Source organism: Bradyrhizobium sp., from assembly GCF_049581145.1.
Classification (GTDB): domain Bacteria; phylum Pseudomonadota; class Alphaproteobacteria; order Rhizobiales; family Xanthobacteraceae; genus Bradyrhizobium.
Window position 1 is genome coordinate 1 of the sequence record NZ_JBAURI010000137.1, and the last position, 7,329, is coordinate 7,329.

Genomic DNA, 7,329 nt, shown 5'->3' on the forward strand with positions numbered 1-7,329 from the left:
GCGTTGATGAGGTGGGATCGGAAATGACGCAGCCTGCGAAGGTTCAGGAACCCTCGATGGAGGAGATTCTGGCGTCGATTCGGCGCATCATCGCCGACGACGAGGCCAAGCCGCCTGTTGCCGAGAAACCCGCGACGGCGCCGGCCGCGGCTGCGAAACCAGAGAAGCCCGTCGCCGCCGCGGTGCCGCCCCCGAAACCGCCCGTTGCGGTGGCCGCTGCGCCGAAGCCGGTTCCTCCTCCGCCGCCCGCGCCACCTCCTCCGCCGCCCGCGCCAGTGGCGAGCAACAATCAGGATGACATCGACGCGTTGCTGTCGGGCCTTGATGAGGCGACGTCTCCCGCAGAGATTCGCCCACCACCGCCTGAGGTTGAGGTGTTCGATCTGACCGACGACATGGCGGTGTCGACCGTTGTCCCGCCGCGGCCGGCGTTCCACAAGATCGAACCGGAGGATGACGTCGAATTCACCGAATCCCCGGCCTCGCGCGCGATCAGTCGGCAGCCTGCCTACGACCCGCCGTCCTTCGAAGCGTCGCCGCCGCCGCCGATCCTGTCGCAATCGACGGTTTCAGCCGTGGAGTCCGCTTTCAACACGCTGGCCCACACGGTCCTCAGCAACAACGCCCGGACGCTGGAAGATCTGGTGAAGGAGATGCTGCGGCCGATGCTGAAATCCTGGCTGGATGACAATCTGCCGGGCCTCGTGGAGCGGATCGTCAAGGCCGAAATCGAGCGGGTATCGCGTGGGCGGTAGACCGCGCCGCCTTGATGCTGCCGGCGCCGCGGGACCAGCCGCCTTTTTCAGCCACCCTGGCGGCCTTATTTAGCGAATTCGGCGTGCCCCTTGCCTCGACTTGATGTTGACTTGGCACGCGTCGGCGGCTTTCTAGCCAAAGCATGATCCGGAAAAAGCCTGCCTCGCACCTGGATAGCGGGTAGGTCGCGGTTTTCCGAGAAGATCATGCTCCAACAACAGGCCGGAGCGCGGCGATGACGGAACGTGACATCATTGCGCGACGGCTCCAGATCACCGATTGCCCGCCATGATCGAGAAAAACTACCAGCCCGCCGATATCGAAGGCCGCATGTCCGTGGTCTGGGAGGATGCCCGCGCGTTCCGGGCCGGGCGTCCGGACCGGCGCGACGCCGAGCCGTTCACCATCGTGATCCCGCCGCCGAACGTGACGGGCTCGCTGCATATGGGGCATGCGCTCAACAACACGCTGCAGGACATTCTCTGCCGCTTCGAGCGGATGCGCGGCCGCGACGTGCTGTGGCAGCCCGGCACCGATCACGCCGGCATCGCGACCCAGATGGTGGTCGAGCGGCAATTGATGGAGCGCCAGCAGCCCGGCCGGCGCGACATGGGGCGCGCCAAATTCATCGAACGGGTCTGGCAATGGAAGGACGAGAGCGGCGGCGTCATCGTCAATCAGCTGAGGCGGCTGGGGGCGTCCTGCGACTGGTCGCGCGAGCGCTTCACCATGGACGAGGGGCTGTCGCGCGCGGTCGTCAAGGTGTTCGTCGAACTGCATCGCGACGGGCTGATCTACAAGGACAAGCGGCTGGTGAACTGGGACACCAAGCTCCTGACCGCGATTTCCGATCTCGAAGTGCAGCAGGTCGAGGTCAAGGGCCATCTCTGGTATCTGCGCTATCCCCTCGAAGGCAAGAGCTTCAACCCCGAGGATACCGCGGGCTTCATCGTGGTCGCCACCACGCGGCCCGAAACCATGCTTGGCGATACCGCGGTCGCCGTGCACCCGGACGACGAGCGCTATCGCCACCTGATCGGCAAGCAGGTGATTCTGCCGCTGGTCGGGCGCAGGATCCCGATCGTGGCGGACGACTATTCCGATCCCGACAAGGGCTCGGGCGCGGTGAAGGTGACGCCGGCGCATGACTTCAACGATTTCGAGATCGGCAGGCGTCACGGCCTGCCGCAGATCAACGTGCTCGACCAGGAGGGATGTCTCGCGCTCGTCGGCAACGAGGACTATCTGCGCGGACTGCCCGAAGGCTCGGATGAGTTCGCCAAGGAGATGCATGGCGTCGACCGCTTCGCGGCACGCAAGCAGATCGTGACGCGGCTGCAGGATTTCGGCTTCCTGGAACGGATCGAGCCGAACACGCACATGGTGCCGCATGGCGACCGGTCCGGCACCATCATCGAGCCCTATCTCACCGACCAATGGTATGTCGACGCCAAAACCCTGGCGCAGCCCGCGATCGCGGCGGTGCGCTCCGGCCGCACCTCGTTCGTGCCGCAGAACTGGGAAAAGACCTATTTCGAGTGGATGGAGAATATCCAGCCCTGGTGCATCTCCCGCCAGCTCTGGTGGGGTCACCAGATCCCGGCCTGGTATGGCCCCGACGGCCGCGTGTTCGTCGCCGAAACCGAGGAAGAGGCGGTCAGCAACGCGCTTGGCTATTACGTCGAGCAGGAGGTCATCACGGCGGAGCAGGGCCGCGAGATGGCGCTCGACCGCAACAAGCGTGCGGGCTTCATCACGCGCGATGAGGACGTGCTCGACACCTGGTTTTCTTCCGCGCTGTGGCCGTTCTCGACCCTGGGCTGGCCCGCCGATACGCCGGAGGTGAAGCGCTATTACCCGACCGACGTGCTGGTCACCGGCTTCGACATCATCTTCTTCTGGGTCGCGCGGATGATGATGATGGGCCTTCACTTCATGAAGGAGGCGCCGTTCTCGACCGTCTACATCCACCGGCTGGTTCGCGACGAGAAGGGCGCGAAGATGTCGAAGTCGAAAGGCAACGTCATCGATCCCCTGGGCGTGATCGACGAATACGGCGCCGATGCGTTGCGCTTTGCGCTGGCGCGCGGCGCGGCGCAAGGCCATGACATCAAGCTGTCGTCGCAGCATGTCGAAACCAACCGCAATTTCGCGACCAAGCTGTGGAACGCCTGCCGTTTCGCCGAGATGAACGATTGCGTGATGCCGGAAGGGTTCGATCCGGCGCAGGCCAAGGAGACGCTGAACCGCTGGATCGCCCATGAGACGGCGCGCGCGGCGCGCGACGTGACCGGGGCATTGCAGGCCTACCGATTCAACGACGCGGCGAATGTGCTCTATCGTTTCGTATGGAACGTCTATTGCGACTGGTACCTGGAGCTTGGCAAGCCGATGCTGCTCGGCGAGGAGAGCGCCGCCAAGACCGAGACCCGTGCCACCGTCGCCTGGGCTCGCGACGAGATCCTGAAGCTGCTGCATCCCTTCATGCCGTTCATCACCGAGGAATTGTGGGAGGTGACGGCGCGGCGCGACACGCTGCTGGCGCTGACGGCATGGTCGCGCAAGGCGGACGCGCTGACGGCCGGGCAACTGGCGATGATGTCGGCCCAGGCGGTGAACGAACCCCTGATGCCGCCGCTCGCCATCGCGTTCGATGTTGAAAACTTTGCCGATGAGGCGGCCGAGGCCGAGATCGGCTGGGTGGTCGATCTCGTGACCGCGATCCGCTCGGTGCGGGCCGAGATGAATATTGCGCCTTCGATCCTGACCGCGCTGGTGCTGGCCGGCGTCTCTGCCGAGACCAGGGAACGCGTGCCGCGCTGGAGCGACGTGATCAAGCGGATGGCCCGGCTGTCGGACATCTCCTTCGCCGAACGCGCGCCGGAAGGCGCGGTGCAGCTTCTGGTGCGCGGCGAAATCGCCGCCCTGCCGCTCAAAGGCGTCATCGATCTCGCCGCCGAAAAGACCAGGCTCGACAAGGAAATCACCAAGGCCGACGCCGACATCAAGCGAGTCGATGCAAAACTGACGAACGAGAAATTCCTCGCCAATGCGCCGGACGAGATCGTCGAGGAAGAAAAGGAGAAGCGCGAGGCCGCCGTGGCGCGCAAGCAGAAGATCCTCGAGGCGCTGGAGCGGCTGAAGCACGCCTCATGAGTCGGCTTGCACAGCTTCAGCCGATTCGGCTTGCGAAAGGCTTGCTCAGGAATTTCGAACCCTTCAATCCGTAACGCCAGGGCAGCTCCACCGCCTTGGTGAGGCCGATCCGCACGCCCGACACGATTTCCAATGTCCCGGTCCGCGCATGGAGCGCGAACGGCGGGACGTCGAGCGCGAGGCCGTTGTGGCGGTGGGTGATCCCGAGCGCCTCGGTCAGTTTGCCCGGTCCCGAACATAGCGCGCGTTGGTCCGAGAGGCCGCGGCGACGGCGCATCGCGGCCAGGCCGTGGGTCGGCTCCAGCGCACGAATCAAAACAGCGGCGGCCGAGCCTTGCTTCTCGCAGACGAAATTCACGCACCAATGGATGCCGTAGGAGCGGTAGACATAGACAAACCCGGGCGGACCGAACATCACGAGGTTGCGCGGCGTCGGCCCGCGGAAGGAATGCGCGGCCGGATCGGTGTGATGGTAGGCCTCGACCTCGACAATGATCCCGCCGACCCCCTCGACCAGCAAGGTCGTGCCGATCAGGTCGGGCGCGACCTCATGGACGCTGCGCGCAAAAAAGGCACGCTTCAACCGTTTGCCGAGGGCAGGGGTCGTAGCTTCGATGCGCTTTGGGCTTTGGGCCATATCGAGCTTGAGATTGAGCGGGGAACGGGCGGATACGCTGCCCCTGTCTGCCACGTTCCGGTCAGCCCGGCGAGCCGGGTTGCAGGCCCCTCCGATACGGACTAGCTAAGGACGATCGCCCTTCTGGATACGCCATGGTCACCGTCATCGACACCATCTCCGCCACGCCGCTGCGCCCGCGCCACCCGGAAAAGGTGAACCGGCCCGACGCGCCATCGCCGCCGAAGCCTGCGTGGATCCGGGTCCGCGCGCCGACCACGCGCGGTTATGCCGACACCCGCAACATCGTCAAGGAGAACGGCCTGGTCACGGTGTGCGAGGAGGCGGGCTGCCCGAACATCGGCGAGTGCTGGGACAAGAAGCACGCCACCTTCATGATCATGGGTGACACCTGCACCCGCGCCTGCGCCTTCTGCAACGTCAAGACCGGCATGCCCGGCGCGCTCGATGCGTCCGAGCCGGAGCACGTCGCCGAGGCGACCCTCAAGCTCGGCCTCGCCCATGTCGTGGTCACCTCGGTCGACCGCGACGATCTCGCAGACGGCGGCGCGGTGCATTTTGCGCAGACGATTCGCGCGATCCGCGCGCGCTGCCCGACGACGACCATCGAGATCCTGACCCCCGATTTCCTGCGCAAGGAAGGCGCGCTCGAACTGGTCGTGGCCGCGAAGCCCGACGTCTTCAACCACAACCTGGAAACCGTGCCGTCGCGTTATCTCAACGTGCGCCCGGGCGCGCGCTATTTCCATTCCATCCGGCTGTTGCAGCGGGTCAAGGAGATCGATCCGACGCTGTTCACCAAATCCGGCATCATGGTCGGCCTCGGCGAGGAGCGCCACGAGGTCCTGCAGGTGATGGACGATCTGCGCTCGGCGGAGGTGGATTTCTTGACCATCGGCCAGTATCTGCAGCCGACGCTCAAGCATCATGCTGTGATGAGCTATGTGACGCCGGATGAGTTCGCCTCCTACGAGAAGGTTGCCTATACCAAGGGATTTTTGATGGTGTCGGCGAGCCCGCTGACCCGCTCCTCGCACCATGCCGGTGACGATTTCGCGAAACTGAAGGCAGCGCGGGCCGCGATCGCCCGCTGAAATTTGCACATGCCGAGATTTTCCAGCAAGCGTCGCGTTCCCCACAGCGCACCCAGGATGTTCGATCTGGTGGCCGACGTCGACCACTATCCGCAATTCGTGCCGTTCTGCGAGTCGATACGCGTCACCCAGCGCACGCCGAAGGAGGACGGCACCGAGATCGTGATCTGCGAGATGACCGTGTCGTTCAAGCTGGTGCGCGAAACCCTCACCACCAAGGTGACGCTGGATCGGGCGAACCTGAAGATTCACGTCGAGTATCTGCGCGGGCCGTTCTCCAATCTGGAAAACCGCTGGACCTTTGAGCCGAAGGGCGAGGAGGCCTGCGATGTCAGCTTCTTCCTCTCCTATGAATTCAAGAGCCGGATGCTCGCGATGCTGATGGGCGCGATGTTCGATACCGCGTTCGCGCGGTTTTCCTCGGCATTCGAGAAACGGGCCGACGTGATCTACGGCAAGCCGGGCAGCCGGCTAGCATAAGTGAAGCGCGGAAGGCGCGCGACGTCGGTCTGGGCCTGTCATCGGCTGGCCGCCTGCGGCAGAGTCGGTCTTTCGTGCTTCCGGAGAAGTGGGCGCTGCCACCATACGGAATCCAAGGTGGCGGCTTCTGGATCGTCGGCCTGATCGTTCCGAAGATGGCCGTCGACTATCTGGCAGACCATTGGCCGCGGGCCAAACGCGCCGCGATTGATCGGCATCGAGAGCTCCCGTAACTCGCCGATCAGCGCGGCTGGCTCCAAGACTCGATCCCGAGAATTTGGCTCCAAGAAAAGAGCGTTGCCCTGCGACGGCAAAGATGGGAAGCGAAGGCTGAGGTACGGGACAACCGGTTCCGTGCTGCTGTGCAACGCGAGGGCGTCGGGCATGTATGAGACGATTCAGGCGGATCTTCGTGATCTCGAGAATCGTGGGCGGCTGAGATCGCTTCGCCGACGTGCCGGAATCGACTTCACGTCAAATGACTATCTGGGGCTCGCGGAGTCCGCGGAGCTGCGGCAGGCCGCCGCCGACGCGATCGGGCGCGGCGTGCCGATGGGAGCGGGTGGGTCGCGCCTGTTGCGCGGCAATCATCCCGAGCACGAAGCGCTGGAGGCGGAGGCTGCTAGCTATTTCGGCGCGGAGACCGCGCTCTATTTCGGCGCCGGCTATACCGCCAATTTCGCGATGTTCTCGACGCTCCCGCAGCGCGGCGACATCGTGATCCACGACGAACTGATCCATGCCAGCGTCCATGAGGGGCTGCGCCGCGGCCGCGCCGAGGTGGCCAGCGCGTCGCACAATGATGCGGATGTGTTCGATGCACGGCTGCGGCAATGGCGCGGCGCCGGAGGGCGCGGCCAGGCGTGGCTCGCTGTCGAGAGCGTCTACAGCATGGATGGCGACAGCCCGGATCTTGCCGATCTGATGGCGGTGGCGGACCGTCACGATGCCATCATGGTGATCGATGAAGCGCATGCCACCGGCGTCGTGGGGCCGCAGGGCCGGGGCCTCGCTGCCAGGTTCGAGGGACGTTCCAACGTCATTACCCTGCACACCTGCGGCAAGGCGCTCGGCACTGCCGGCGGCTTTGTCCTCGCGCCGCGCGTCGTCCGCGATTTCCTGATCAACCGCGCGCGGCCGTTCATCTTTGCGACCGCGCCGTCGCCGCTGATTGCGGCCGTCACGCGCGCCGCGCTTGTCCTGACC

The 7,329-nt window shown here is 64.9% G+C and carries 6 protein-coding genes; 5 read left to right on the top strand and 1 reads right to left on the bottom strand.

Features of this window, described 5'->3' with window-relative positions:
• Nucleotides 1-23 precede the first annotated feature (23 nt).
• Together WCB02_RS04505 and WCB02_RS04510 are read left to right on the top strand one after the other, a co-directional pair.
• Nucleotides 24-755, top strand: coding sequence for a PopZ family protein (locus tag WCB02_RS04505; protein WP_423956643.1), 732 nt, complete (start codon nt 24-26; stop codon nt 753-755).
• A 289-nt stretch (nt 756-1,044) separates the two neighbouring features.
• Nucleotides 1,045-3,912, top strand: a complete 2,868-nt coding sequence (locus WCB02_RS04510) for a valine--tRNA ligase (RefSeq protein WP_423956638.1) — start codon at nt 1,045-1,047, stop codon at nt 3,910-3,912.
• 16 nt (nt 3,913-3,928) lie between these two features.
• On the opposite strand, the gene WCB02_RS04515 is transcribed toward WCB02_RS04510, so the two are convergent.
• On the bottom strand, nt 3,929-4,549 hold the full coding sequence (locus tag WCB02_RS04515; protein WP_423956639.1) for a DNA-3-methyladenine glycosylase: 621 nt from the start codon (nt 4,547-4,549) through the stop codon (nt 3,929-3,931).
• Between the two features lie 134 nt (nt 4,550-4,683).
• Here WCB02_RS04515 and lipA point away from each other — a divergent pair, with 134 nt between their 5' ends.
• The 3 genes from lipA to WCB02_RS04530 form a co-directional block, all read left to right on the top strand.
• On the top strand, nt 4,684-5,643 hold the full coding sequence (gene lipA, locus WCB02_RS04520; RefSeq protein WP_423956640.1) for a lipoyl synthase: 960 nt from the start codon (nt 4,684-4,686) through the stop codon (nt 5,641-5,643).
• Nucleotides 5,644-5,652: 9 nt separating this feature from the next.
• Nucleotides 5,653-6,123 carry a type II toxin-antitoxin system RatA family toxin gene (locus tag WCB02_RS04525; RefSeq protein ID WP_423956641.1) on the top strand — a complete coding sequence of 157 codons (471 nt, stop codon included), beginning with the start codon at nt 5,653-5,655 and terminating at the stop codon, nt 6,121-6,123.
• 384 nt (nt 6,124-6,507) lie between these two features.
• Nucleotides 6,508-7,329 (top strand): aminotransferase class I/II-fold pyridoxal phosphate-dependent enzyme (locus WCB02_RS04530; protein ID WP_423956642.1); only part of this gene is annotated, 822 nt, incomplete at its 3' end.

What these genes read in the sequence shown, in the direction of transcription:
- WCB02_RS04505 (WP_423956643.1), top strand. Translation starts at nt 24, where the DNA reads ATGACGCAGCCTGCGAAGGTTCAGGAACCCTCGATGGAGGAGATTCTG.
- WCB02_RS04510 (WP_423956638.1), top strand. Translation starts at nt 1,045, where the DNA reads ATGATCGAGAAAAACTACCAGCCCGCCGATATCGAAGGCCGCATGTCC.
- WCB02_RS04515 (WP_423956639.1), bottom strand. Translation starts at nt 4,549, where the DNA reads ATGGCCCAAAGCCCAAAGCGCATCGAAGCTACGACCCCTGCCCTCGGC.
- lipA (WP_423956640.1), top strand. Translation starts at nt 4,684, where the DNA reads ATGGTCACCGTCATCGACACCATCTCCGCCACGCCGCTGCGCCCGCGC.
- WCB02_RS04525 (WP_423956641.1), top strand. Translation starts at nt 5,653, where the DNA reads ATGCCGAGATTTTCCAGCAAGCGTCGCGTTCCCCACAGCGCACCCAGG.